Below are 24,980 nucleotides of genomic sequence, written 5' to 3'. Positions count from 1 at the left end.
ATGAGCAAAATTATAAATGAAAACGTAGGGTTAATCGCATGTCTTCTATTTGTAGCATCAGGCTGTGGGTACTTTGACTTTAGTGCAGACCCGCGCTTTTGCGATGAGGTGAATATAGTGGTGGAGAAAATGCCACAATTGATAGGCGGAATGTCTCAACTTCAGGAAAGTGTGGAGTATCCTGCTGAAGCAAAGGAAGCAGGAATTGAGGGTAGGGTCACTGTTCAGTTTGTGGTAAATAAATTAGGACAGACGACAAGGGTTCAGATAATCAGGGGAATTGGCGGCGGAGCAGATGAAGCAGCTGTCAGTGCTGTTGAAGAAGCTAAATTTGAGCCTGGCAAACATAACGGTAAACCGGTCTGTGTTCAGTATGCTTTACCCATAAATTTTCGTTTAGAGAGTTAGGCAAGAGTTAGTTCTCCGCTTGTGCGGTTTAGTACTAAAAACGGTTTATAAAGGTAATGTCCAAGCGGAAGCTTGAACCAGTTTGTACAAAGATTAATAATTTAAGCCGGCGTCAGCTTCGTAAAGCACACAATGCCTTTTACTAATTGCTCTTCTACGTTAAAGCCGGCTTGATTAAATAGCTTGTTACTTTCATCAACGGTCCAGAAGTGAATCCCCCCAATAGCTGCTGATTCTTGCAGCAGCCGGCCGTACCAGGCATCAGATTTAATCAGGTGCATCATGAAGAAAACGCCATCGTCTTTAATAACGCGTTTGGCTTCATAAAGGACCTTCAACACTTCGGTAAGCTCATTAAGTGTTCCTCCCATCACAATGCCGTCAAATGTCTTAGAGAAAAAAGGCAGCTCCCGCCCATCGGCCCTTAAAAAATACATATCGGTTTCATCGGCTTCTGCTTTCAGTCGGGCTTCTTCCAGCATCTGGTACGAAAAATCGAGAGCTACAATATTGGCTTTCTTTTGTGCAGCTTTCAGTGCCCTACCGTAAAGCGCCGTCGAGCATCCAAGGTCTAAATAAAAGCCATCTTCTTCGGGAGCAGTCCAGTCGATGAGAAGCTCATGCTCTTTTTCAATGGGGAACTCTTCACCGGATAAAAGAGAGAGAGAGCGTTTGCGCCAGATATCCTCATAAATAGCAGCGGTCAGCTTCCAGTGATTTGTGCTTTGAGCGATAGAAGTGAATTCGGGTTCTTTCCCCAGCAGATCTATAATATTGTTTTTAACCTGATACTCATCCCCTTCTTTGGACCCTACGGTACCATTAAACGGTGTGGAAAGGGTGGAAACTTCATCAGGGATGGAAATGCCTGCTCGTTCATCTATGGGGGAGCGTAATTCAAGAGTCATAAAAACCAATCATTTTTTGTGGTGAATACGCTTAATCACCGCTCGTGTTACAGGTTCTTTCTATGCCTTAGTAACTTTTCCAAAGTTATTAAGGAAAAGTAGTTGGCGTTGCTTCCTGTTAACTTTGGAAAAGTTAATTAGGGTTCCACTACCGACTACTTCTGAAGCACGATTGAGATTTGCGCACCCTTATCAACACTTAACATCTGTCCGGCATTTCCTTTATTGATACCAATTTCGAGCATCCCCGAACTGCCTATAAATGCGGCAGGTTCTCCTTCTTCAACATCTCCAAAAGTAGATACGATCTTTTTGAGCATGGTATTACCCACATAAATTTTCACGTCTTTCTTTTTAATGTGTTCTTCAAAAAGTTGCTCAGAAATATTGGTAATCAGGTTGCCAAAACGGTCGATGTGAACAACCCAGCCCTGAAGGCCATCCTTATCAGCGATGGGAACGGCCCAATGATAAGTAACCAGCTCTTCTATCGGCTCCCCGATTTCGTCAAAGGAAACGCCGTTGCTGAGGTGAGCAGTAACCGGGGCAAAAACATCCCGTCCATGAAAGGTTTTGGATAAGCCTTCCTGCCGCCAATAATCTTTGTTGTTAATCTTTACGGCTTCGTATTCAAATTCATCAAAGAATAGAGAAAAGATGCCGTTATCGGGCCCCACAAAATATTGATCACCCACTTTTAATGCGATGGGATGGCGGGGAGTGCCTACACCGGGATCTACAACAACAAGGTGAACCGTGCCGGGCGGGAAAAGAAAGGCTGCATTACGAACAACCCATGCTCCGGCCATTATATCCTGCGGGGGAATGTCATGAGAGATGTCGATGAGTCGGGCATCGGGAGCAATTCCAAGGATGACCGCCTTCATAGCGCTCACATAATGGTCTTGCAGACCAAAATCAGATGTGAGAGTAATTATTTGACTCATCAGGCATAGCTGTTGAGCATCACCGGCATAACCAGCATTAGAATATCTTCGTTTTCATTCTCTTCCGAAGGCTTTACAATACCGGCGCGATTAGGTGAAGAAAATTCAAAAGTTACCTCTTCATCATCGATGTTGCTGAGAACATCACCCAGGTATTTTGCATTAAAGCCGATTTCCATCTCCTCGTTGGAATACTCGCATTCGATGGTTTCTTTCGCCTCGCTGCTCATATCAAGGTCTTCGGCGCGAATGGTGAGTTTGTCGGAGCCCAGCTGTAAACGGATTTGTCGGGTAGTTGTGCTTGAGAAGATAGCCACCCTTTTTACGGTAGAAAGCATCTGCTCTTTGCTGATGGTCAGGAATTTGTCGTTATCGCGCGGGATAACGGAATCATAATTTGGATACTGCTCATTAATCAGTCGGGTAATAACGATGGTGCCACCGCTTTTAAATCGGGCATGATCTTCGGTTACGGTCAGGTCGCACTCATCACCGTCAATGGTTTTCTGTATGAGGCTCAATGCTTTATCAGGAACAATGAAATTCACGTCATTGTCGGCAGTAATTTCTTTGTTGGTGTATTTAACCAGGCGGTGCCCGTCGGTGGCTACAAATTTGCTTTCATCGGTTCCGATCTGAAAATATACACCCATCATGGCCGGGCGAAGGTCGTCACTGGAAACAGCAAATAATGTTTTATGGATGGCATTATTCATCAACTCCGTGGTGGTATTGATGCTGGTTCCCTCATCAAGGTTGGGCACTTCCGGGAACTCATCCGCATCATCACCTACCAGCTTATAGGTACCTTTATCGGTGCGGAAGTTGATGTTTTTTCGGTCGTCCACATCAAAGAAAACCGGGATGTTGGGCAGCTGACGTAAGGTTTCGAGCAACCTGCGTGCCGGGATGGCAACCGCTCCGTCTTCTTCTATATCTGCATCGATGTACTCGATGATTGAAATCTCGAGGTCGGTAGCGGTGAGTTTGAGTTTTCCATCTTCGCTTTCAAAAAGGATGGTTTCCAAAATAGGAAGCGTAGCTTTTGAAGGCACGGCTCCAATCACGGCCGAAAGCCCTTTATTGAGTTCGTTGCTCGATACAGAAAATTTCATAAATGCATTATTTAAATGGGTTAAAAGGCAATTTTCAACCAACAGTTGCCCTTTCAGTGGAGTGTGCTTATACTAAGAAATACTGGCTCTCTCTGCAACCGCAGAAAGCGCAATTTTCATCCCAAATAAGTCACAGAATATATCGTTTAAAGCGCTACAGTAACTCTTAATATATCGCTGTTTTTTTGATGAACCGATCCTTCCCCGCGCTTTTACTTTTTGTGATGATTCCTGCCCTCACCTTTGCACAAGCTACACAAGCGAAGTATGGAAATGATTTCCTTACAACAGGAAGCGGATCCCGCGCCCTTGGAATGGGGAGCGCTCATGCAGCTCTAACCGCCGATGTGACCTCTGCATACTGGAATGTAGCAGGATTGGCAGAAGTCGAAACTCCGCAAATCATGTATATGCACTCCGAGCGATTTAGCGGTATTGTGGGGTATGACTATGGTGCAGCTGCTCTTCCGCTGAAGTCAAACAACGGGGTGGTTTCAATCAGTTTTTTCCGTCAGGGAGTGGATAACATTGCCAACACGCTGAATGCCTGGGACCGTGAACGGGATCAGCCCAAGCAGGATGTGGAATCTTATATTACCCGGTTCAGCGCGGCCGATATGGCACTTCTTTTTTCGTTTGCTACACAGAAAAGCGAGAAGTTGTCTTATGGTGCTTCAGCTAAAATCATCAATCAGAAACTAGGCCCCTTTGCTGAAGCGTGGGGATACAGCCTGGACATTGGCGCAAAGTACCGTGCCGATTTTGCCAGTTTTGGGGTCACGGTTCACGACATTACCACCATGCAGAAGATGTGGGATGTGAACGAGTCAGCCTTTGGTGATTATGAAGCTCAATTCGACAGTCTCGGAGCCTCTCTTCCAACCGGACAAAACGAGTTCGTGCTTCCGTCAGTGAAATTGGGTGTAGCAAAATTATTCCCAATCGGGGCTGATTTTTTGGTTTCGGCAGCAGCAGATGTGGACTTGCTTTTTGAAAACAGGCAGGCTTATTACCTCAACCTGGGCAGAATGAGTATTGAACCACATGTGGGCAGTGAAGTTTCATATAAAGATGTAATTGCCTTTCGTGCGGGCGTTACCGACTTCATCACGGATCCGGTTTCAGGTTTTTCCGTTTCTCCTACTCTCGGGCTTGGCCTTAAGCTTTCCTCCTTTGTGCTTGACTACGGCTTTAGCAGTTTTGCCGGCGCTTCCAGCGATTTAGGCTTCACCCATCGCATTTCTCTGCGGTTTGATATTTGATGTTTTTTGAATAACTGAACAGGTAATCATCAATTTACATCAGTCCATTTTTTTAGAACCTGGAATGTTTGCTCAACGGTTACTGGCTTAGTTAAAAAATCATTCATTCCGGCTTCAAAACAAAGTTCCCGGTCTTTTGTAGTTGCGTTGGCAGTAAGAGCTATTATGATTGAACGTTGAGATTTGCTTCCCACTTCACTCCTGATTTGTCGGGTAGCGGCCTCCCCGCTTAGTACAGGCATGTGCATATCCATAAAAATTAAATCGTAGGATATGGAGGATGCTCGTTTAACAGCCTGTTGTCCGTTTTCCGCAAGGTCTGCCTGAATTCCCAGCCTTTCTAAAATTTTAAGAGTGACCCGTTGATTAAGAATATTGTCTTCAACTACTAAAACCTTCAGGTGTTTAAAATCATCAACAGGTTTGGATTTATGTAGGGTTAGGTTTTTGGATATGGTGTTATTTGTGGATCCGTATTTATCCTGCCAGTCAGCCTGAATGGTAAAAGTGAAAGTGGTTCCCTTACCCCGAAGGCTTTTAACGGATATTTGTCCCCCCATAGCTTCAGCTATTTCCTTGCTGATAACAAGGCCGAGTCCGGTTCCACCATACTTTCGGGTGATTCCTGAATCAACTTGCGAAAAACGCTTGAACAACTTCTTAAGATCCTTCTCAGCAATTCCAATACCGGTGTCTTCAACTTTAAAGAGAATGTTTCCGGACATTGAAGAGTCACTGTTAAGTCCGGCAGAAACGGTTACAGTGCCTTTATCAGTAAATTTAATAGCATTATTAATGAGATTAATAAGTACCTGCTGGAGCCTTGTTTTATCAGTTGAAATAAGATTGGGAAGGTCATTTTGAAGATCCATAACCAAATTAATCTTTTTCTCACTTGCTACCGGTGATAAAAGTCCAAATACGGACTCAATGAGTTCTTTTGGGTCAACCTCTGAAAGTATAATCTGAAGTTTCCCTGATTCAATTTTGGAGTAATCCAGGATATTATTAATGATTCCCAGCAAGTTCTCACCGCTAAGCCTGATGGAGTTCACAAACTGTTTCTTTTCCCTATTCAAAGTACCGTCATCAAGTAAATCCGAATATCCTATTACAGCATTCAGAGGAGTCCTGATTTCATGAGACATGGTCGAGAGAAACTCGCTCTTAGCTTTGGAAGCTGCCTCGGCATTAATACGTGCTTCTTTTAAAGACTTGGTAAAGCGGAAGGTGAGAATTTGTGACTGAAGAAAGATGAAAAGCAGGTGGCCTGAGTAATCAAAAATTTGATACCTGTTTACATATCCAAAGTAGTTGGCTATTTGATATAAAAAAATAGCCAGGGCGACTCCGGTACTTGCCAAAGCGAAGGCGGAACCGGGCCTTTTTCGGAGCATTCCCAATAAATAGATATAAAAAGCGTACGTGATATATAAGCTCAGGATGATAAAGAAGGGCAGAATGCTTAAAGAAAATATATGTGGCGGGAAAAACAGTGTTACTGAGGTAAATACAATGCATATGCCACTTAGAATGTTTACGAGCAACCGCGATGCTTCTTTTGGATATAGGTGGTAGGTATATAAACCAAAAAAGAGGACCGAGATAAACAGTGTAAGGTATTCAAGTCGGAGGGTTATTATCCACGGTGCTTCGGGAATAAGGTCGTGAAGCGGGTACACCCCAAAACCTACTACTCTGTAAGTGTAAACCAGGCAAAACAGACTAAAATAGAGGATGCTCCGATCGGTACTGCTGTAAATAAACAACCCCATAAAAAAGAGCCCGGCCAGTAACAGCCCCCCGGTAAGGATCCATGAATAAGCTTGGTCTTTCAGCTTTTGCGTTTCCAGCACCTCAGCTTCGCCCAATAGTATCTGCTGAGATGCCCCCCCTTTGCTGTGATCGAAATTTGCTATATGCAGTACCAGCTCAAACTTATTTTCCGGAAGTGAGTCAGGCAGCTGACTTATTGATTTAAGAGAGTGATTCCAATATGGGGTATAGGCCTCCTTCTTCAGGGCCGGGGTTCCGTTTTCAGCGAAAAGAATCCCGTTAACATACAGATGGTAAGAACTGTAAACATCAGGAATGCTTAAAGCAAGTTCCGGGTGCTGTGTTGGAAGAATAACCTGGAGTCTGAAGGTAGCTGCTCCGAAAGAGGGGTAACCATCCGCTGTCCACAGGTATGGATATTCGACAACCTTTTTGTCTGCACGGGCTGTAGAAAACTCACCGGGCATAATGAGCTGATTCCAGTAAAAAGCCCAATCGCCGTCCAAAAAAAGGACAGAGGTTTCTTCAAAGTTGTGGGCTGAAAGATCTTTAACGGCATTTTTCTTTTGATTCTGAGCCAAGATTTGCCATGGTATCAAAAGAAATAACATCCATAATAAAAGCGCTCTAATAGCCATCTTGACCCCATAAAAAAAATTTTTATGACTGAATGTACATAAAAACAAGTTTTGGCTGAAATCAGCCTTTAAAAAAGAAGGCCCAAAAATAATTGATAGACATTATTTATCAGCTCCTATCTTTATATTGATTCAGTAAAATCAATATTCCAAAACTCCACATTTTGCGAATCATACTTTTAGGTCCAACAGCGGCCGGTAAAACCGAACTTTCTCTACAACTTGCCGAGAAGCTCAGCACATCTATTATCTCGGCAGACTCCCGCCAATGCTTTAAGCATATAAATATTGGAACCGCAAAGCCTTCATCTGAAGAATTAGATAGGATTCAGCATTATAACATCTCCCTGCTGGGCTTGGATGAAGAGGACTCGGCTATGGACTTTCAAAAGCGGGCTGAGCAATGGGAAAAAGAAATTCTGCAGAAATCGGAGCATGTGATTTATGCCGGAGGTAGTACCCTCCACCTCCAAAGCCTGATCCAACCTTTCAACGAGATGCCGGAATCGAATGAGCAAAATATAGAGGAGCTGGAAAGCCGGATAGAGAGGGAAGGACTTGAATCACTTTATGGGATGCTAAAGGAAGTGGATCCTGAATACGCCCAAAAAATGGACGGAATGAACCGGCAACGCATTATCCGTGCGCTGGATGTGTGGATGCAAACCGGTAAGCCTTTCAGCAGTTTTCATAGCAACGATGAAATTCATCCCGATGAAGACACCTTGGTTTTTGGTTTGAAGTGGCCCCGGCAAAAACTCTACGATCGCATCAATCTACGAGTGGATAATATGATAGAGCAAGGCCTGGTGGACGAAGTGAAATTAATTTTGGAGTCGGGACATTCGAAGGAACTACAATCACTGAACACGGTGGGTTATAAAGAGATCATCAAGTATTTGGAGGGAGAGTGGACACTGGAAAAAGCAGTGGAGAAAATTAAAACAAGCACCCGACGATACGCAAAGCGACAGATTACCTGGTTTAAGCGGTGGGAGTTTATCCATTGGCTGGATGCGGAGGAGTTATCAGTTGAGGAGATGAAACAAAGGGTTTTGGGAGAGCTTGATTAGAAGAGAAAAGCTCAGAAGTCAGTAGCCAAAATTCAGCAGAAGCTTCTGAGTCCTGATTCCTTATGCCTGCCCCAAACAGAGTTAGCAGCTAAGTTGCAGAAAGGTTAACTTTGGCACTCACTTAAACGAAGCCCAACTATGTACAAAGCGAAAGTAAATGTAACGCTCCGTCCATCTATTTTGGACCCTAAAGGTAAAGCCGCTCATCATGCTCTGCAGAATCTTGGTTTAAATGAAGTTCAGCAAGTTCGTATTGGTAAATTTATTGAGCTTGATGTGGATGCAAAGGATGAATCTGCGGCTAAAGAAATTGTAGAGTCAGCCTGTGCGCAGCTGCTGGCCAATGAAGTAATGGAAGATTTCGAAATTACTATCGAATCCTGATCCATGTTTCTGCTTGCTCAACATATCGATGAACTCGTGTTGTCTGGGACCGAAGTAGAAGAAACCACAGAAACCAAAGAGAAAGAAGAAGTCAAAGATGCGGTGGATACGCCCTGGCGACTGATTCTATATGATGATGATATTCACACCTTTGATGAGGTCATTTCCCAGCTGATGAAAGCTACCGGATGCAGTTTATCAGAAGCTGAAGATAAGACATGGAAAGTCCACAACGAAGGTAAAGCGCTGGTGCATGAAGGCGAATTTGAAGAGTGCCTTCGCATTGATGGCGTGTTAAAAGAAATTCAACTTGTTACCGAAATAAAAGGATAAAAATGGCCACATTTGGCGTAGTAGTATTCCCCGGCTCTAATTGCGATCATGATGCCTATCATGCGATGAAGCACGTGATGGGTTGTGAGGTGAAATTCTTATGGCATAAGGATACCGATCTGTCAGGGATCGATTTTTTAATTATTCCCGGCGGATTTTCTTATGGCGATTACCTCCGCTCGGGAGCTATTGCCCGCTTCTCTCCCATTATGCAGGAAGTGGTGAAATTTGCTGAAAAAGGCGGGCCGGTAATGGGCATCTGTAACGGCTTTCAGATTTTGCTTGAAGCCGGTCTGATTCCGGGAGCCATGATGCACAACCAAAAGCTGAAGTTTGTGTGCAAAAATGTATTTATTCGCTGCGAAACTAAGGATTCCCTGTTTACAAATTCGCTGGAAAAAGGAGGCGTTTTTGATATTCCCGTTTCTCATGGAGAAGGTAATTATTTTATTGATCAGGCCGGACTGAAATCGCTGCAGGATAACGATCAGGTTTTATTCAGGTATTGCGATGCGAACGGAGAGCTCACCGAAGGCGCCAACTTTAATGGCTCAATCGATCATATAGCCGGAATTTGTAATGAAGGGCGGAATGTGCTGGGGATGATGCCTCACCCTGAACGAGCCATGGAAAAGCTCCTGGGTTCTGAAGATGGAAAACCTATTTTTGAGTCTATTCTTAATTCTCTTTCCGTAGCTTAATCACACCGATATGAGCACAGAAACCCAACCGGAATTAAAACTGCACAGCGAAGGCCTGGTAAAGCGCTATCGCAAGCGAACGGTTGTGGATGATGTGTCGATTAATGTACGGCAGGGTGAAGTTGTAGGGCTGCTGGGCCCAAATGGTGCCGGAAAAACCACCACCTTTTATATGATGGTTGGCTTGGTACGCCCCAACGCCGGAAAGATATTTTTGAATGAAAAAGACCTGACGGGCGAACCCATGTATAAAAGAGCCCGCATGGGAATTGGATATCTTGCCCAGGAAGCGAGTGTATTCAGAAACCTGACCGTTCGTGAAAACCTGGAGTCGGTGCTCCAGTTCCTATCTATCCCTAAAAAAGAAATTGACCTTAAAGTTGATAAGCTTATTGAAGAATTCGGGCTTCACAAAGTTGTTGACAGCAAAGGGTATAGCTTGTCGGGCGGAGAAAGGCGGCGGACGGAAATAGCCCGCGCTTTAGTTACAGATCCGAAGTTTATTTTACTGGATGAACCGTTTGCCGGAGTCGATCCGATTGCCGTAGAAGACATTCAGCAAATTGTGTCGGGTCTCCGTCATCAAAACATTGGTATTCTAATTACCGACCATAACGTACATGAGACGCTGGCCATTACCGACCGCGCCTACCTTATGTTTGAAGGAAAGATATTGATGGAAGGCTCAGCTGATAAGCTGGCCGAAGATGAAAAAGCCAAACAGCTGTACCTCGGAAAACAATTTAAATTAGATCGTTACACCTCAGAATAATCAACCATGAAAGAAGTAACCGTACAAGAACTGAAAGAGAAAAGAGAATCAAACGAGGACTTCTTCCTTCTAGATGTTCGTGAAGATGTGGAATACCTTGTTTCAAACCTGGATGGAGAGCACATTCCTTTGGGCCAGCTCGAAAACCGGATGAAAGAGATTGAAGACAAAAAGAACGAAGAAGTGATCGTGATGTGCCGCAGTGGCGGGAGAAGTTCCAAAGCCGTTTCTTACCTTGCAAATAACGGTTTCGAGAACGTGGCGAACCTTAAAGGCGGAATGAAAGCCTGGGCTTCTGAGATTGATCCTTCGGTTCCGGTGGCATAGTTGTTCGTTCCGACACAGAGCGTCAGGAACGAGGTAGGTTAGGTTTTAAAGGCCGATCAACAGTTGTTTCTTTGAAAGGGAGGCGTTGATGCTGATGCAATTCGGAGTCTCTGAGTATAAATGGTAAGACCGGTGTGATATATTCAATATCCGCAGAAAAGCGAACTCTCTATAAGGTCATTCTGAACGAAGTGAAGAGTCTTTGCCGTGAAATATTTACCAAATTAGTTCAGGCAAAGATTGTTAGCGAAACCCCAGGATAGTTATTAAGCCAGCGCAGCAATTTGGTTAAGCAGCTCTTGGTTGCTGTCGGTGTTCTTAAGCACTTTCAACAAGCCAAGCATAGACTCTTTTGGAGATTTCTTAAGCAAATACCTTCTCACCATGTTACGCTCTTCAAGAGAGTCGGTGATAAACTTGTGCTCATTTCTGGTTCCGGACGCAGCAATATTAATGGCCGGGTAAATTCGGTCGTTCGCCAATTCACGATCTAAAACTAGCTCCATATTTCCGGTTCCCTTAAACTCTTCAAAAATCAGGTCGTCCATTCGGGAGTTTGTTTCAATCAGACAGGTGGCGATAATGGTTAAAGAGCCTCCCCCTTCAATTTTTCGGGCAGACCCAAATATCTTTTTAGGTATTTCGAGTGCACGGATATCCAGTCCACCGGAGAGAGTTCTTCCACTATTGGATTGAACGGCGTTGTAAGCACGCCCAAGTCGGGTCAGGGAGTCAATCAGAAGTACGGAGTCTTCTCCCATCTCGGCTTTACGCTTGGCGTAACCAAGGGCCATTTCGGTGATTCGGATATGGCTTTGTGTGTCTTTGTCGTTAGAGGAGGCAAAAACCTCGGCCTGTGTTGAACGAATAAAATCGGTCACCTCTTCCGGGCGCTCATCAACCAGAAGAACGCTTACATGAATATCATCTGAGTAATTATCATTGAGGGTTTTGGCGATCTTCTTCAATAAAACAGTTTTACCGGTTCGAGGAGGGGCTACAATAAGTGAGCGCTGACCTTTCCCGATGGGAGCAACTAAATCCAGAACACGCATTTCAACATCGTCTGCATTGTGCCCCATTTTAATCCAGTCAACGGGCATGATGGGGGTTTGCCGCTCAAAACGGCTGGACTTCGTCCAGGCTTCCACCGGTCGGCCATTTACCACATCTACCGAGGCCACGTGCTTATGGCCTTTGTTATCTTCTTCAAACTCTCCTTCTAACACCAGACCGGGACGGAGATCAAGCTCCTTTACTTCATCGGGCTTCAAAAAAGGATCTTTCGGCTGATAAGAAAATTCGTAATCGAGCTTCCGGATGAAGCCCCAACCTTTAGAGTTGATTTCTAAGACTCCGGCATACTGCCCGGCAATTCCCTGATTGTTTTTCCAGTAAAACTTGGGAATAAATACGTTTCCGCCTTTATTATTATTATTACGGTTTCGTTTGTTTTTATTACGATTTTTTCTACGTGCCATTAGCTTATGTGTTATTTATCCTTCTCCCGAAATCGAAAAGTGAGATTCAAATGTGTATGTGACTTGAAAAGGAGGGAAGGGAAAAAAGAGGTGCGGATTTAAATATCCGCACCGTTGAATTTAGTAGATAAGAAAAAGATACAAATGTTTTTGTTGATACCCAATCCAATTACCGTACAGTGGTAGTCTCGTTTATCCAGCTGTAGCAAGGCATCAGAGAGCCATCAACTTTAATTTCTTGTCCGTTTTCGAGGTTTAAGGTAAAAAACTTATCCTCTGTTGTTGGGGTTACAGCCTCATAATTAGGAAGCTGCCGGTTTACGGTAGCAGCAACAGATGGATCTTCTTTTTTGGCTCTGTTGAGGTAGTCAACCACTAACCAGTAAACAACCCGGTCTTGGGCTTCAAGCTTACGGTCGCTGGTACATTTTGTAATGCCTGCGCCATAAATGGTTGCCATTTTGATGTACGCATTTCCGTTTTTAGGCTCAATTTTCAGTGCGTTTTGCACATGGCCCTTGGCAGCACTAAGCTTCTCAAGGTTAATGTTAACATCAGCAAGATCAAGGTAAAGCTGTACTTTGTTCTTATCTGAAGACGCGCGCCCTAAAGCCTCGTTAAAGTATTTAGCTGCTTCGCTGTAGTTGGCATTCCCTTTTGCAAGCTCGGCAAGCTGTAATGCGGAGTCATAAGTAGGCTCCAGCTGGTTGATTTTGACAAGCGCTTCTTTCCGCTTCTGACGGTTTTCAGTCTCCTCATACGCACTTTCCAGCGCTTTCCAGGCCGCAAGATCGTCGGGGTTTTCTTTTACAATTGGAGTAAAGTATGCGATTTGCTCTTCAGGCGATCCCAGTATTTCCTGCTGCTGTTCCTCTACATATTCAAGCTTTTCGCCATCAACAAGAGGCTTCACGATATCTATTAAAGCCTGAGCCTCTTCCTTGTTACCTCTGTCCACAAGGTTGCCTAGGGCCTGACGCATGTAGTATCCATCGCCCATATTAATAGCGCGCTCGGGGTTGATTTCAAAGAGTTCGGCATAATCAGCATAGGCTTTTTGCAAGCCATCTTCTATGTAGTCATAGTTCTGCTGGTAGAAGCGGCCTCGTTTGAAAATAATATCAAATCTGCTTTCCTGATTAGTTCCAAAAAGCTCAAGACTTTCATTTAAAAGGGTAAGAGCTGTGTCAAGATGAGCAGATCGAACACCGGGGTCTTCTTTTCCTCGAGCAATTTCTTCATAAATGGTTACTAACCGGTTGTACTGAGTTTCCAGCTTAAACTGGGGATTACCGTCCAGCTTTTCCGGTTGGGCACAGGCCATCCATTTTCCATATTTGAGGGCAAACTCATAGTCTCCATTTTTATAGTTTGAATAAAAAAGAGAATAAGCTGCCAACGGTGATAGCCCGTCAGGAGGTGTTTGTTTACAATTTGCTTGCGCGTGTGTAAGGGAAGAGCTAACAAAAAGAATCCCTATAAGTGTTATTAGTTGCTTCATCGATCTTGTGTTGTTTATACCTTTTGTCTATTAAACTAACTAAATAGTTTAATTATTATATCAGTGAAATTGTAGCTTAATTTAGTTTTTGCCGGAAAAACATAAGTTCGGACAAATTGATGGACAAATTTAAAGCCCAAATATTTTCTCTTATTAAATCATTATTCGTCGTTCCTCTCAACCCGTAGCGGATACTGATATCCACAGAAGAGCGTGTTCTTGGATTTGGAGAAATTATTCCTAAACCGGCAGAAAACCAAAGGGTGTTTATGTCTTCCCCCTCTATATTAAGGTGTCCGGAGTCAAAAGTAACCCCACCACTGTATCTGAAGTTAGACAGAAACCGTGTGGAATTGGTTCTGTAAGGGTGATACTCGACTCCCAGGCCGGCTTTTACACGATCTTTCATATAAGATAATTCAGTGCCCCTGTCGAAAGCGGATTCGTAATCACTCCACTGCTCATACAAGCCCTCAAGCGAGAAATTCACTAAACTGGTAGGATAATAAGTCAATCCGGCATTTAATTCTACCGGCAATGTAATTTCACCCTGTTTTGGGTCCCGTAAAAGCACTTCTTGCTCCCGCCCATTCACGAATTTGGTAACGGTTGTTTTTTCTTTGGCATCTATGGTAACAGGCAGGGTAGCTGTGGCTCCAAAACTGATCCGGTCATTAGCGCGAAACAGCTCACGGAATGTCAGTAACGTACCAAAGCGATGCCCCATAGCGGTACCGGTAATTCTTGCATCGGAGTTGCTGGTTCCGTAGCCCGACTCGCTGAAGAACACGTCTTCGGAGTTATTCTGTGATACAAATGTAAGTGAAGGGGCATAACCGACGGCAATATTCTCATTAATCTTCCAGCCAAGCCCAAACTCAAGCTTATTTACACCACCGGAACCACGAATATCGGACGCATATTCAAGCATATTTGTGGGTGATGTAGCGGTAGAATCTAACGTGACAAACCGGTAATTAGAGCGAGTTACGGAATACAAAGATGCCGATATCCCCACCTTTTCTCTGACGATGGGAAAGGTAAACTGCAAATAACCGGCTTCCAGAAGCTGGTTTATACTGTTGCTTGACTCGCTGGAGGCTCTGAATTGCGTAAGATTAAAACCGGAAGAAGCCGATGTAAATACATTGGTTCCCCATAAGGCCGGATTTTGAAGGGTGTTGGAATCATCACTATGCAGAGAGACACCTAAAATTCCCATTCCGAGTTCTCTGGGATTGCTGTTGTCGGTAGGGAAACCGACTCCAAAAAGCGAGTAAAAAGACCCGCTTCTGCTTTGGCTGGCGCCTTCAACCTGAGCGAATAACTCTTTAGCGGGTAAAAGGAAAAGAGCTAATAGTATAAGTCCGTTAATAGTCTTCATTATTGTTGATCAGCTAAGGAGGTGATAATTAACTTTGGCCGAAGGTTTTCCGGTGCGGTAAAGTCGTAGATCAGTGTTGATCTCAACTGCGCGGCGGTGTTACGAGTACCAATAACCAACTTATCTTCCGATTGATCACCGAAAAGCACGCTGTTCACATAATTGGTAACGTTGATTTTAAAGACACCGTCACCGACATCAGAATCGGAGCCTCCTATAGTAGCGCCGAATTGATATTCATAAACCGGTTCAACATCAGGCTCTATATACAAGTTCAGGAAGTCGACAGGAGGTCGGTTGTGATTTGCCGGAAGGCTTTGGCTCATCTCGTCTTCAGCCTCGTAAAAAACAAGGTCGGCCCGGATTATATTCTCTGATTGACTCTCTTCTTTCAACACATCATTAGGCATGGTGATTTTCATCAAGCCCTCAAGGGTAGAATGCAGCGGAAATGTGTTCGGAGAGTTTACAGCTCCGGTGCGCTCCATGGTAAATCCCCAGTCCATAAGCGGAACGGTGACAGTATCGGTGGTGTCAGATTGCACGCCGTTCACAATGATGAAGTTAAAACTTCCCGTTCGGGCAATTGAAATTCTGGAGTTATTTTGATCGGCAACCAACGCCAGTCCTTTCATTTGATTTGCGTAGAGCGAGTCGGAGCTGGCGCTTTCATTGAAATAGAAGTTTTTGTAGCGATCCACCCAATCCTGACTTAAATCCACAATGATGTTTTTCTCATCGCCAACGGTGAAAGAGCCTACCTGGTTGGAATACTGAATTTCGTCATCGATGCGAATGGAACGACCCCGCCAGTTTGAAGTGATTTCGTAAAGGTTGAAATTCGACTGCGAAAGCGTATCGCCGTAATGGGGCAAGCTGTCGAGCTGAATTCGCATTTTAAGCTGGAAGTTTTCATCAACCTCAATGGAATCATCCACGGATGGGTTTATAGATGGTTGAACCAGGCTGAGCACGTCAACTTCTCCAAAAAGTTGATCGCTGTACTTTCCGACCGGAATAAAGCTAAGCCTTCCGGAATATGCGTTGTAACTCAGGGCCTCAGTTTGTGAAATAGATAAGGTATCGAAGGTTAAACTGGGTCGCTCAACAAATTCGCTGCCAACGCTTCCGGGATCCTCACATCCATTAAAAATTATAACTAAGGTTAACAGTGAAATACATAAGGAAAAAAAGCCCTTATTTGTTCTGCTCATTAAATAAGTATTTAAATTGTTCTCTATCTATTATTCGGCGTCAGAAATAGACCGATAGTATTCGGCAAACTTGTCAGATACGTCTTCCGGGGAACCCTGAATCTTTGTAGGGTTAATACCCAGCTCATCAAACATGTCGTCAAACTCATCTTTGAGGTAGTTACCTGTAACCACATGATCGCTGTATTTTAATCCAAGTTTCAGAAGATCGACTCTGCCTTCTTCCGTCAGGTTGTCGATATCGGTATCGGCCGGAAGCCCGAGAAGTTCTAACACTCTTGCTGAGTCTGAATCGCCCTCATTAATAGGGTGATGCAGGTTATATACAATCTGAGTGTTTTTAAAGATTTTCTCGTCCTTGTATTTAGTTCGCACTAAAAGCGGAATCAAACCAGCAGGCCAATCATGGCAGTGGATGATGTCCGGTTCCCAGCCGAGCTTAATAACTGTTTCCAGCACGCCTTTATTGTAGAAAGCCAGGCGCTCATCGTTATCCTCATAAAACTCATCGGTATCCGGCTTTTTGAATAGCCCTTTTCTCTTGAAATACGTGTCGTTATCTAAGAAATAAACCTGCAGCTTCGCATTAGGAATGCTGGCTACTTTTATTTTCATGCTCTCGGTATTTTCACCCACCTCAACCTCAATTCCGGAAAGGCGAATAACCTCATGGAGCCTGTTGCGCCGGTCGTTAATGGAACCGTATTTAGGTAGCAGAATCCGAATTTCGAATCCTTTGTCTTGAAGTGATGCAGGCAAGAACCGAAGCAAATCGGCGGTATAGGTCATGCGTGCAAAGGGGGAAATTTCTGCTGCAACGTAAAGAATTTTCATAAATATATGCTCTCAGTGATTACTCTTCGTTAGAGATTGCGTTATTGTCTTTCATGACTTTGTTGAGGTCCTCATCGTCATCCAATGAGTAAAAGTCTAATAGGGTATCGCCGCGGAGGCCAAGTCTGAGTGTTTCTACAGAAATGACATCAGCCGGCTGGATATTTCCTAAATTCACATTACTTCCAAACTTTCGAATAAACCAAACCTGCTGCTCTTTTTGAGGAGCTTCGAAAATCAACTTTTCTTGGGGAATCTGGTCGGTTATTTCTTCTATTAAGCCGGATCGAACTTCACCATTGGGCCGGAAAACACCAACCGTTCCGCTTTCGCGTGCCTCACAAATAACTTTCTCGGCACCGGCGGCTAATTCTTTTTCAATAATACGCACCCACTTGTAAGGAGGGATGATATCATTCGGGTTTTTGCTGCCCACTTCAGAATAAACGGTGAAATCTGTACTTAAATCTTTAATGATGGCCTGCTTTCTTTCATCAGAAAGCCAAATGGTGCCGTTGGATACTTCTACATTTTTAATGCCGTACTTATTCATCAGCTCTACATATCCATCCAGCTGATCGCGCAGTACATAAGCCTCAAACAGGGTTCCGCCAAAATAAACGGGGATGCCGGCATCATGATAAACAGCAATCTTTTCTTCCAGGTTTTGGGTTACATATGAAGTACCCCAGCCGAGCTTCACAACATCAATATAGTTGGAGCAGGCTTCTACAAAGTCTTCTGCCTGACGAACGCTGTATCCTTTATCCAGCCCCATGGTAAGGCCTTCATTTCTTGGTTTTTCAGTTCGCTTTGGTAAGTGATTTAGTGAAAACGCCATATGTATTTTTTGAAATATCTAAGCCTGAAATATACAAAAACACCGTCTGTATATGAAATCAAGCATTTTAGATTACGAATTGGTGTTAAATCGTCTGTTACTAAGTTCTGCCAGATGTCGAATTTGGTCTTCGTCAACTTCATTTAACATGTCCGGGGTGTACCTCCAAAGCCAATTGCCTGATGAAGTGCCCGGTATATTCATTCGGTGAGTACTGTCTAATCCCATAAAATCTTGCAGCGGGAATATAGCCTGATCTGAGACCGAAAGCATGCCCAGCCGGATAAATTCCCAATGGATGTTTTCGCCGGATGAGCGGGTGTATGTTCGTGCCCGGTGCTGCTCTTCAGCGTTGGTGGTGTTGTACCATCCAAGGGCTGTGTCGTTGTCGTGCGTGCCAGAGTAGGCCACGCTGTTCTGTGAATAGTTGTGGGGAAGAAAGCTGTTGGTAGAGTCTGAATCGAAGGCGAATTGTATAATTTTCATCCCCGGAAAGTTATACTTGTCGCGTAGCTTTTCGACTCCCTCGGTCACAAAGCCAAGGTCTTCAGCAATAATGGGCAGCTCGCCGCATTTTTCTAAAATAGTATCAAACAGTTTTTCTCCGGGACCGGGCACCCACTTCCCTTTTTCAGCTGTTTTTGCCGAGGCCTTCACTTCCCAGTACGCATCAAAACCACGGAAGTGATCTACACGGATGGCATCACAGGCATTAAACATGTGCTTAAAGCGGTCAACCCACCAAGAAAAACCGTCTACTTCAAGTTCGTCCCATTTGTATAGGGGGTTGCCCCAAAGTTGACCGGTTTTACTGAAGTAATCCGGCGGAACCCCCGCTACTAATTGCCGGTTTCCCTGCTCATCCACTTCAAAATATTTTGGGTTGGCCCATACATCGGCGCTGTTGTGATCCACAAAAATGGGGATATCGCCCACAATGCGAATTCCCCGGTCATTAGCGTACTTCTTAAGATCAATCCACTGGTTGTTAAACTCATATTGTAACCAGTATTGAAGCTTTATTTCCTCATGGAATTTCTCACGGTAAGCCTTCAGTGCTTTTGGCTTTCGCTGGGCAATGTCTTTATCCCATGTGTTCCAGGGCTGTTTATCGTAATGAAGAGAGCAGGCCATGAAGAGCACATAGTCATCCAGCCAGTGCTTGTTTTGCTTTTTAAATGCGTTGAAGGCTTCTTCCTCTTCTTTCTTCAGGTTCTTGTAAAACCGATCTGAAGCAAGCTTGTAAACCTTGTCCTTGTTTTTAAATGAAGCCTCATAATCTGCACTAAGCCCCGAAGGCAATTGAATGCCTTTAATTTCTTCTTCTGTAAGCAACCCTTTTTTATGAAGTACATCGGGGCTGATCAGGTGCACATTGCCGGCAAAAGCGGAATAGCTGGCGTAAGGGGAATTTCCGTAACCGGTTGGTGTAAGTGGAAGAACCTGCCAGATGGTTTGATGTGTGCGTTCTAAAAAATCGATGAATGTGCGGGCTTCAAATCCAAAATCACCCATCCCATATTTTCCGGGAAATGATGTTGGATGAACTAAACAACCGCAAGAGCGTGGAAACCTCATCTATGTGTTAACTCTTTGGTTTTAAAATTACACCGGCCAGGGGTGGTATGGTGATTGAAATATTGGCTTTTTGGTTATGCCAGTCTCCCCACTCAGCATGTATTTTATTGTCTCCGGCATTACTGCCTCCGTAAAATTCTGAGTCGCTGTTAATCAGCACTTCGTATTCTCCTGCATGGGGAACCCCAATTTTATATCCATAATGAACAGTGGGGGTAAAGTTAAGAATCACGACCACAAAATCTTCGGGATCTTTTGCGCGGCGAACAAACGAAATAATGCTGTTGTCGGCATCACTGATGTCAATCCATTCGAAGCCCCGCCAGTCAAAGTCGACTTCATGGAGTGCTTTCTCTTTTTTGTTAATGCCGTTTAAATCCTTAATCAAAAGCTGAACGCCCTGATGCTTTTCCCATTCCAGCAGATGCCAGTCAAGCGAGCGCGACTCACTCCATTCCGCCCACTGTGCAAATTCACATCCCATAAATAGCAGGTTTTTTCCAGGATGTGTGTACATATACAAATAAATGAGCCGGAGATTTGCAAACTTCTGCCAGTCGTCGCCGGGCATTTTGGCAAGCATAGACTGTTTCATATGCACCACTTCATCGTGAGAAAAAGGAAGAGTGAAGTGCTCTGAAAAAGCATAGATCAACGAAAAGGTAAGTTGATCCTGGTGGTATTTTCGGAAAAGAGGGTCCTTCTCGATGTAGGAAAGAGTGTCATTCATCCACCCCATGTTCCATTTAAAATCGAAGCCGAGTCCGCCGGTTTCCGTTGGCCGCGAAACGCCTCCCCAGGAAGTGGATTCTTCAGCAAAGGTAACAACGCCGGGAAAATGATGGTGAACGGAGTCATTAAAGCTCCTCAGAAAATCTATGGCTTCAATATTTTCCCGCCCACCGTATTGATTGGGAACCCATTCGCCTTCATCGCGGGAGTAGTCGAGGTATAACATGGAGGCAACAGCATCAACCCGAAAGCCATCAATGTGAAATTTTTCGCACCAGTAAATAGCGTTTGAAATCAAAAAGTTTTGAACCTCGGTGCGCCCATAATTAAAAATGCAGGTTCCCCAGTCTTTGTGTTCGCCTTTGCGGGGATCATCATGTTCAAAAAGGCCGGTGCCGTCAAAACGGCGAAGACCATGATCGTCTTTGGCAAAGTGAGCGGGAACCCAGTCTATAATCACACCAATGTCATTCTGGTGGCATTGGTCCACGAAATACATGAAATCCTCAGGAGTGCCAAAGCGACTGGTGGGCGCGTAATAACCGGTAATCTGATATCCCCAGGAAGGATCGTAAGGATGTTCGGCCACCGGAAGCAGTTCAACATGAGTGTATCCTAAATCTTTGAGATATGGAACCAGCTGGTCAGCCGTTTCCCGGTAGCTTAAAAAGTCGGGGTTCTCACCTACTTTACGTTTCCAGGAACCAATATGCATCTCATATATAGAGATGGGCTGATCCGGCGCTTGTTTTTCCTGCCGAGATTTGAGCCACTTTTCATCGCCCCAGTTGTAGCTGTCAATATCGGTAACAATAGAGGCTGTTCCCGGGCGTAGTTCAGAATAGAATGCAAAAGGATCCGATTTTTTTAGCGGGGGGTCCTGAACGGGAGTTTTAATTTCGTATTTGTAGTATTCTCCTTCTGTAACATGAGGGATGAAAATCTCCCAGATTCCCTGGTCATGAAATTTCCGCATTCGGTGGACCCGTCCGTCCCAGCTGTTAAACTCACCTATTACACTAACACGATCGGCGCTGGGAGCTGTCACAACAAAATGAGTTCCATCCACCCCTTCAATAGTTCGCTGATGGGCCCCCATAAATTCATACGCCTGGTGGTGATTTCCTTCACCCCAAAGCTGTAAGTCAAAATCGCTTATTAAAGAATCGAACTGATAAGCATCAGTAATGGTAAATTTTTTGCCTTTATGAGGTACAATCTCCAGCTCATAATTAAACTTATTTTTTCTGCGGGCAAAAACGCGCTCAAATAATCCCTTGTCCGAAATACGATCCAATTCATATTTCTTCTTACCTATAACAACAGTGGCCGTTTTTGCTTCGGGACGAAAGGCACGCAACACCAATTTGGTTTTGCCATCAATGTCAGCCTCATGAAGTCCGAGTACGGAGAAGGGATCGCCGTGGGACCCATCTGATATTGATGCAATAATTTCTTTTGTAAGCGTTGAACCCATTGGTGTTTTTGAATTCGAAAAGGGCGCTAAAGATACTAAAACTTTAACAAATGTCTGTCTTCATTTAAAGTGCTTTCAATTGCTTGATTCTATATTTTGTGTCTATGAAGAATTCCGGATTTATTGCAAGGCGGTACCTGTTTTCCCGAAAACATATTTCGCTGATTTCCACCCTTACCTTTATCAGTATCACCGGCATTACCATTGGCACGGCTCTTTTAATTGTGGTTTTGTCGGTTTTCAATGGGTTTTTTGATGTGATCAAAAACTTCCTGCTCTCCTACGATCCGGATGTAAGAATAGAAGCTTCAGGGGCGGCTACCTTCGCACAAAATCAGGAGATGATGGAGCAAATAAAGGCACTTCCTGAGGTGCGGGTACTCTCTCCTTATGTTGAAGGAAAGGCGCTGCTGGCATTGGAGGGGGTTCAAAATGAAGTGGTGGATGTGAAAGGCGTGGAGCGGGACCTTTTCTTTCAGCTGGTGGATATAGAAGAAAGCATTACAACCGGTGTTTTTGATATTTCTGTTCGGGATCGCACCCCGGGCATTATCGTGCATGAAGAACTTAAAAACCGGCTGCGGCTGAATATCGGGGAAGATATTGCCCTGCTGAGTGCCGCCGGGATGAAGAATGCACTCACGCAAATCACGGTTCCGCAAACGTATCGTTTTGACCTTCGCGGGGCGTACTTTTTACAGCAAGTAGCGGGCGGACCAAAAGTGTTCGTAGATATTGAAGCAGCAAAGCGATTATTCCGCGCCCGTAACGAGATTACCGGCATCGATATTAAACTTCATAGCAATGAGAAAGCCGAGGGTGTTAAGAAAGAACTTCAGGCTATGCTGGGGGATGATTTTGAGATTTCAACCTGGTACGATCTTCAAAAACCGCTGTATGATGTAATGTACCTGGAGAAGTGGGGCTCCTTTGTAATCTTGATTCTTATTGTGATTGTGGCCGTGCTGAATATCATCGGCTCCCTTACCATGATTGTGATTCAAAAACAGCGGGATATCGGCATCCTTATGTCGATGGGATACAGCAAAGCAGGCATCAAATCAATTTTCAGAAAACAGGGATTATACATCGGACTAATTGGCTGTGGAATTGGTGGGGCGCTGGGCTTGCTGCTGAGCTGGCTGCAAATGAATTATGGATTGGTGAAGCTTTCCTCTGCATTTATCATTGATGCTTATCCCGTGCAGGTCAGTCCTTTGGACGTGATTATTATTTTAGTTGCCAGTTTGTTGCTGTGCATTTTGGCGAGCTGGTATCCGGCGCACCGGGCGTCGCAGGTTCAGCCCGCGGATGCGGTTAGGTATGAGTGATGTGGTGATGAAGTGATATGGTGATCTTAGTGATTCCTTTAACATCGCCATTGTCAGTGCTTTTTGGATGCGCTATACTTTACTCGGTACTATAAAGAAAAAAGGAAGCCCTTTTAGGCGGCTACCGGTAAATGGGCAAAAGAGTCACCTCATCACCTCATCACCATATCACTTTATCACTCATTATACACATCAGGGAGGTCGTTTTCGTAGAGGATGATATCACCGGAGCGGGCATGTTTTTGGACGAGTTCGTTCGCCTCAAACAGGGTGTTTACCACGCGGACATTCATGGCGTTGCTGTCAAAGTTTTTGATACCTTCCAGAATGGGTTTGGCTCTTTCTTCCCCCACCAAAACAACCAAATCCAGGTTAGCCTTACCAATGGTTTCTCCGAACTTCCTGTTTTCCTCTTCTTCAATCTCACCCAGTTCCACCATTCCCGGCGTGATGATAATGCGCTGGCCGGAATTAAACTGACTCAGGATTTCCACCGCATTTTTTGCCCCAACCGGATTTGAATTAAAAGCATCATCAATCACATAAAGGTCGCCCTGTTTTTTGAGCTCAAGGCGATGTTCTACGGGTTCAATCTTTGCTGCTGCCAGGGCCATGGTTTTCAGGCGCAGGCCAAAGTGATGCGCCACTCCTACAGCCAATAATAAGTTTTGAGCATTGTGGGCACCCAGCAGTTGGGTTTGAAAGCGCTCGGTCTCTCCATCTATTTCAACATCAAATTCCATTCCTGAGGTGTCGTACGAAATATTGGAGCCACGAATTTTACCGCTGTTCAATCCGGCTAAAATACGAGTGATTTCAGCCCGCCCGGCCCCCATTTTGGAAACACGAGGGTCGTCGGCGTTCAGAATGGCGGTATCGCCTTCAATCAGATTATCCACCAGTGTTCCTTTTTCGCTGGCAATAACATCCTGAGAGCCAAAAGTTTCTAAGTGGGCAACACCGACATTGGTGACTACAGAAATATCAGGCTTGGCAATATCACACAGCTCCTGAATATTCCCTTCGTACCGCGCCCCCATTTCAAGTATAAGTATCTGGTGATGCGATTGAAGGTCGTTATTAATGACTTTGCAAATTCCCATCGGGGTGTTGTAGCTGCCGGGTGTTGAGCAGACGTTGAAGCGCTCTTTCAGTAAATCCCGAATCATGAACTTGGTGCTGGTTTTTCCATAGCTCCCGGTGATGGCAATCACTTTTAGATCGGGCATGGAAGCCAGTTTACGGCGGGCCTGTTTTTTGAAGCCGTTTTGAATAAAAAGCTCGATGGGTTTGGTAAGCAGTCCGGCCATGAAAATAAAAAAGGGAACGATCATAGCGCCAAAAGCCCAGCCGAATACGAGGATGGTCAGGTCAAAACGCTGAAGACCGGAAAAATAATTGGGCAGCTGAATGTCCAGAAAAGGAAGCATTCCTGTAAAACCCAGGTAGGTGAAAAGCACCGGGAAAAAACTGCAAAAAAGCACGTATGGAATCATCAGCCGGATAACTCTTGGGGTAAACACCAGGGGCTTCTTCACCTTTTCGGGCTTGTAGTTAGAAACCGACCCAAACCAAAAATAGCTGACCACAAAAAAGAAAACAGCTAGCGAAGAGTGGGTGAACGTGTCGAGAAACCATCCATCAAACCAGATAAAAATAAAGATGATTACATTGAGAACGGCGATGTTTGCCGGGATCACTTTTTCGTCCCAATGACTTTTCAGCCACTGCCAGAACTCGTTGTTTTTATATCCCACCTGTTGATAAGTGTGCAGGAAAAAGCGCATCCGATACCAGGTATATCGCAAAAAAATGAGGCAAAACAGAACAGCGCCGGCATCAAGAAGTGTATAGTACCAGTTCAATATGTTTGGTTTTAGTTAGTTATGCAGATGATATGATATTCAGGGGCGTTAATAAGAGGTTATCATCAAAACAGAAAGTCGAAATTGGTCGATAACCC

Annotated in this window: 22 protein-coding genes; 9 read left to right on the top strand and 13 right to left on the bottom strand. The window is 44.5% G+C overall.

The features are described from left to right. Nucleotides 1–408 (top strand): energy transducer TonB, encoded by a 408-nt coding sequence (locus JJ941_RS08800; RefSeq protein ID WP_290963954.1) that lies wholly within the window; start codon nucleotides 1–3, stop codon nucleotides 406–408. A 101-nt stretch (nucleotides 409–509) separates the two neighbouring features. Here the strand turns inward: JJ941_RS08800 and JJ941_RS08795 are convergent, their stop codons facing one another. From JJ941_RS08795 to dnaN, 3 genes are all read right to left on the bottom strand, one after another. Further along, on the bottom strand, nucleotides 510–1,316 hold the full coding sequence (locus JJ941_RS08795; RefSeq protein WP_290963952.1) for a class I SAM-dependent methyltransferase: 807 nt from the start codon (nucleotides 1,314–1,316) through the stop codon (nucleotides 510–512). A 155-nt stretch (nucleotides 1,317–1,471) separates the two neighbouring features. Further along, nucleotides 1,472–2,263: an SAM-dependent chlorinase/fluorinase gene (locus tag JJ941_RS08790; protein WP_290963949.1), complete on the bottom strand. Its 792-nt coding sequence runs from the start codon at nucleotides 2,261–2,263 to the stop codon at nucleotides 1,472–1,474. Further along, nucleotides 2,263–3,378: a DNA polymerase III subunit beta gene (gene dnaN / locus JJ941_RS08785; RefSeq protein ID WP_255134210.1), complete on the bottom strand. Its 1,116-nt coding sequence runs from the start codon at nucleotides 3,376–3,378 to the stop codon at nucleotides 2,263–2,265. Before dnaN ends, JJ941_RS08790 begins: the two co-directional genes overlap by 1 nt. Before the next feature lie 188 nt (nucleotides 3,379–3,566). On the opposite strand from dnaN, the gene JJ941_RS08780 reads away from it, so the two are divergent. Next, a complete protein-coding gene (locus JJ941_RS08780; RefSeq protein ID WP_290963945.1) occupies nucleotides 3,567–4,640 on the top strand; it encodes a PorV/PorQ family protein in 1,074 nt (357 codons plus the stop codon). A 29-nt stretch (nucleotides 4,641–4,669) separates the two neighbouring features. Here the strand turns inward: JJ941_RS08780 and JJ941_RS08775 are convergent, their stop codons facing one another. Then, entirely contained in the window at nucleotides 4,670–6,997 is a 2,328-nt protein-coding gene (locus tag JJ941_RS08775; RefSeq protein ID WP_290963942.1) for an ATP-binding protein, read from the bottom strand. 221 nt (nucleotides 6,998–7,218) lie between these two features. Between JJ941_RS08775 and miaA the strand changes: the two genes are divergently transcribed. The 6 genes from miaA (at nucleotide 7,219) to JJ941_RS08745 (ending at nucleotide 10,644) form a co-directional block, all read left to right on the top strand. Next, nucleotides 7,219–8,127 (top strand): tRNA (adenosine(37)-N6)-dimethylallyltransferase MiaA, encoded by a 909-nt coding sequence (gene miaA / locus JJ941_RS08770; protein WP_290963939.1) that lies wholly within the window; start codon nucleotides 7,219–7,221, stop codon nucleotides 8,125–8,127. Between the two features lie 138 nt (nucleotides 8,128–8,265). Continuing rightward, entirely contained in the window at nucleotides 8,266–8,511 is a 246-nt protein-coding gene (purS, locus tag JJ941_RS08765) for a phosphoribosylformylglycinamidine synthase subunit PurS (RefSeq protein ID WP_255134217.1), read from the top strand. Nucleotides 8,512–8,514: 3 nt separating this feature from the next. After that, a complete protein-coding gene (locus tag JJ941_RS08760) occupies nucleotides 8,515–8,844 on the top strand; it encodes an ATP-dependent Clp protease adaptor ClpS (protein ID WP_290963935.1) in 330 nt (109 codons plus the stop codon). 2 nt (nucleotides 8,845–8,846) lie between these two features. After that, nucleotides 8,847–9,545, top strand: a complete 699-nt coding sequence (gene purQ / locus JJ941_RS08755) for a phosphoribosylformylglycinamidine synthase subunit PurQ (RefSeq protein WP_290963932.1) — start codon at nucleotides 8,847–8,849, stop codon at nucleotides 9,543–9,545. A gap of 10 nt (nucleotides 9,546–9,555) precedes the next feature. After that, a complete protein-coding gene (lptB, locus tag JJ941_RS08750; RefSeq protein WP_255134219.1) occupies nucleotides 9,556–10,317 on the top strand; it encodes an LPS export ABC transporter ATP-binding protein in 762 nt (253 codons plus the stop codon). A 6-nt stretch (nucleotides 10,318–10,323) separates the two neighbouring features. Further along, complete coding sequence (locus tag JJ941_RS08745) at nucleotides 10,324–10,644, top strand: rhodanese-like domain-containing protein (protein ID WP_290963928.1); 321 nt, start codon at nucleotides 10,324–10,326, stop codon at nucleotides 10,642–10,644. Between the two features lie 266 nt (nucleotides 10,645–10,910). Here the strand turns inward: JJ941_RS08745 and rho are convergent, their stop codons facing one another. From rho to glgB, 8 genes are all read right to left on the bottom strand, one after another. Next, nucleotides 10,911–12,125 carry a transcription termination factor Rho gene (rho, locus tag JJ941_RS08740; RefSeq protein ID WP_290963925.1) on the bottom strand — a complete coding sequence of 405 codons (1,215 nt, stop codon included), beginning with the start codon at nucleotides 12,123–12,125 and terminating at the stop codon, nucleotides 10,911–10,913. A gap of 169 nt (nucleotides 12,126–12,294) precedes the next feature. Next, nucleotides 12,295–13,626, bottom strand: coding sequence for a hypothetical protein (locus JJ941_RS08735; protein ID WP_290963922.1), 1,332 nt, complete (start codon nucleotides 13,624–13,626; stop codon nucleotides 12,295–12,297). A gap of 76 nt (nucleotides 13,627–13,702) precedes the next feature. After that, entirely contained in the window at nucleotides 13,703–15,010 is a 1,308-nt protein-coding gene (locus JJ941_RS08730; protein ID WP_290963919.1) for a hypothetical protein, read from the bottom strand. Beyond that, nucleotides 15,010–16,224: a DUF4270 family protein gene (locus JJ941_RS08725; protein WP_290963917.1), complete on the bottom strand. Its 1,215-nt coding sequence runs from the start codon at nucleotides 16,222–16,224 to the stop codon at nucleotides 15,010–15,012. The genes JJ941_RS08730 and JJ941_RS08725 overlap by 1 nt, the downstream gene beginning before the upstream one ends. 30 nt (nucleotides 16,225–16,254) lie before the next feature. Next, nucleotides 16,255–17,058, bottom strand: coding sequence for a glycogen/starch synthase (locus JJ941_RS08720; protein ID WP_255134225.1), 804 nt, complete (start codon nucleotides 17,056–17,058; stop codon nucleotides 16,255–16,257). 19 nt (nucleotides 17,059–17,077) lie between these two features. Then, a complete protein-coding gene (locus tag JJ941_RS08715; protein ID WP_255134226.1) occupies nucleotides 17,078–17,899 on the bottom strand; it encodes a phosphosulfolactate synthase in 822 nt (273 codons plus the stop codon). A 72-nt stretch (nucleotides 17,900–17,971) separates the two neighbouring features. Further along, nucleotides 17,972–19,477, bottom strand: coding sequence for a 4-alpha-glucanotransferase (malQ, locus tag JJ941_RS08710; RefSeq protein WP_290963915.1), 1,506 nt, complete (start codon nucleotides 19,475–19,477; stop codon nucleotides 17,972–17,974). A 7-nt stretch (nucleotides 19,478–19,484) separates the two neighbouring features. After that, a complete protein-coding gene (gene glgB, locus JJ941_RS08705) occupies nucleotides 19,485–21,686 on the bottom strand; it encodes a 1,4-alpha-glucan branching protein GlgB (RefSeq protein WP_290963913.1) in 2,202 nt (733 codons plus the stop codon). 104 nt (nucleotides 21,687–21,790) lie between these two features. Here glgB and JJ941_RS08700 point away from each other — a divergent pair, with 104 nt between their 5' ends. Next, the gene (locus JJ941_RS08700; RefSeq protein ID WP_255134229.1) at nucleotides 21,791–23,017 is read left to right on the top strand and encodes an FtsX-like permease family protein; all 1,227 of its coding nucleotides are present in this window, start codon (nucleotides 21,791–21,793) and stop codon (nucleotides 23,015–23,017) included. A gap of 176 nt (nucleotides 23,018–23,193) precedes the next feature. On the opposite strand, the gene murF is transcribed toward JJ941_RS08700, so the two are convergent. Next, a complete protein-coding gene (murF, locus tag JJ941_RS08695) occupies nucleotides 23,194–24,882 on the bottom strand; it encodes a UDP-N-acetylmuramoyl-tripeptide--D-alanyl-D-alanine ligase (protein ID WP_290963909.1) in 1,689 nt (562 codons plus the stop codon). Between the last annotated feature and the right edge of the window lie 98 nt (nucleotides 24,883–24,980).

This window comes from Gracilimonas sp. (assembly GCF_017641085.1).
Taxonomy (GTDB): domain Bacteria; phylum Bacteroidota; class Rhodothermia; order Balneolales; family Balneolaceae; genus Gracilimonas.
The sequence above is the reverse complement of the archived record's forward strand: the minus strand, read 5'-3'. Positions and strand labels throughout refer to the sequence as shown.